A 1,161-nucleotide genomic window follows, 5' to 3' on the forward strand; every position below is an offset into this window, starting at 1 on the left:
TACTGATCTTTTCGTAAGTTCGGTGGGTGTGGTGGGCTCGTGGGTGGGAGCCTGTCAGGGTGCCATATCAACCTTCGTCCTCGACTGCTGATTCTTCTCTCCCGCCGCTGTCTCGGCCCCAGTTGGCGGAGGCGCGTCGCGTTCGGGCGGCCGAGTTGTTCGAGGACGGCGTCTCGAACGCGGAGATCGCTCGTGCGGTGGGGGCGTGTTCCGAGAGCGTGCGACGCTGGCGGCGAGTGTGGGAGACCGGCGGTGCTTCAGCCCTGCGGCGTCGTGCGGCCACCGGACGCCCGGCCAAGCTGGACGACGCCCGGGTCGAGGCAGTCCGGACCGCACTGGAACGAGGTGCCCAGGCTCACGGCTTCGAGGCCGATCTGTGGACCTTGGAACGCGTCGGCGTCGTCGTGGAGCGGGTGACCGGGGTGGCGTTGTCCAGAGCGTCGGTGTGGCGGTTGCTGACCGGCCGGCTGGGGTGGAGTCTGCAGCGGCCCGAGCGGCGGGCGGTCGAGCGGGACGAGTCGGAGATCGCCCGCTGGATCGCACACGAGTGGCCGCGGATCAAAAAGGGGCGGTGAACACACGTGCCTGGATCGTGTTCCTCGACGAATCAGGTGTCTCACTCCTCCCTCAGATCCGCCGCACCTACTCGCCCCGAGGACGAACCCCGCTCCTGCGGCACCGGCTGAACTGGAAGCGGGCCTCTATGGCCGGGGCCCTGGGCTACCACTCCACCGACCCCGACCGCGGGGCTCGTCTCTGCTTTCACCTCAAGCCCGGCAGCTACGACACCGACGGGTTGATCGAGGTCCTGGAGCAGATGAAGGTGTTCTACCGCGGCGAGAGGGTGGTCCTGGTCTGGGATGGCCTGTCCGCCCACTGGAGCCGGGCGATGCGGGCCTGGGTCGCCGAACAGGACTGGCTGACCCTGGAACGCCTCCCGGCATACGCCCCCGAGCTGAATCCGGTGGAACTGCTGTGGTCCTCACTCAAGAAACACGAACTCGCCAACCTCGCCGGCGACCACCTCGCCGATGTCGCCGACGCCACCGAACAAGGCATCCACCGCATCAACCACAACCCACAACTGCCCTGGTCCTTCCTCGCCCACACAGGCCTGACCATCCACCCACCACACCCACCGAACTTACGAAAAGATCAGTA

The 1,161-nt window shown here is 67.0% G+C and carries 2 protein-coding genes; both read left to right on the plus strand.

Annotated features, from left to right (window positions below; translation table 11 throughout):
- The first annotated feature begins 59 nt into the window (after positions 1-59).
- Positions 60-575, plus strand: coding sequence for a winged helix-turn-helix domain-containing protein (locus ACWCXX_RS41455; RefSeq protein ID WP_451136512.1), 516 nt, complete (start codon positions 60-62; stop codon positions 573-575).
- Positions 572-1,161: transposase (locus tag ACWCXX_RS41460; protein ID WP_451136514.1), on the plus strand; the 590-nt coding region annotated here is incomplete at its 3' end. The genes ACWCXX_RS41455 and ACWCXX_RS41460, both read left to right, overlap by 4 nt.

The sequence above is a fragment of the Streptomyces sp. NPDC001732 genome (genome assembly GCF_053596315.1).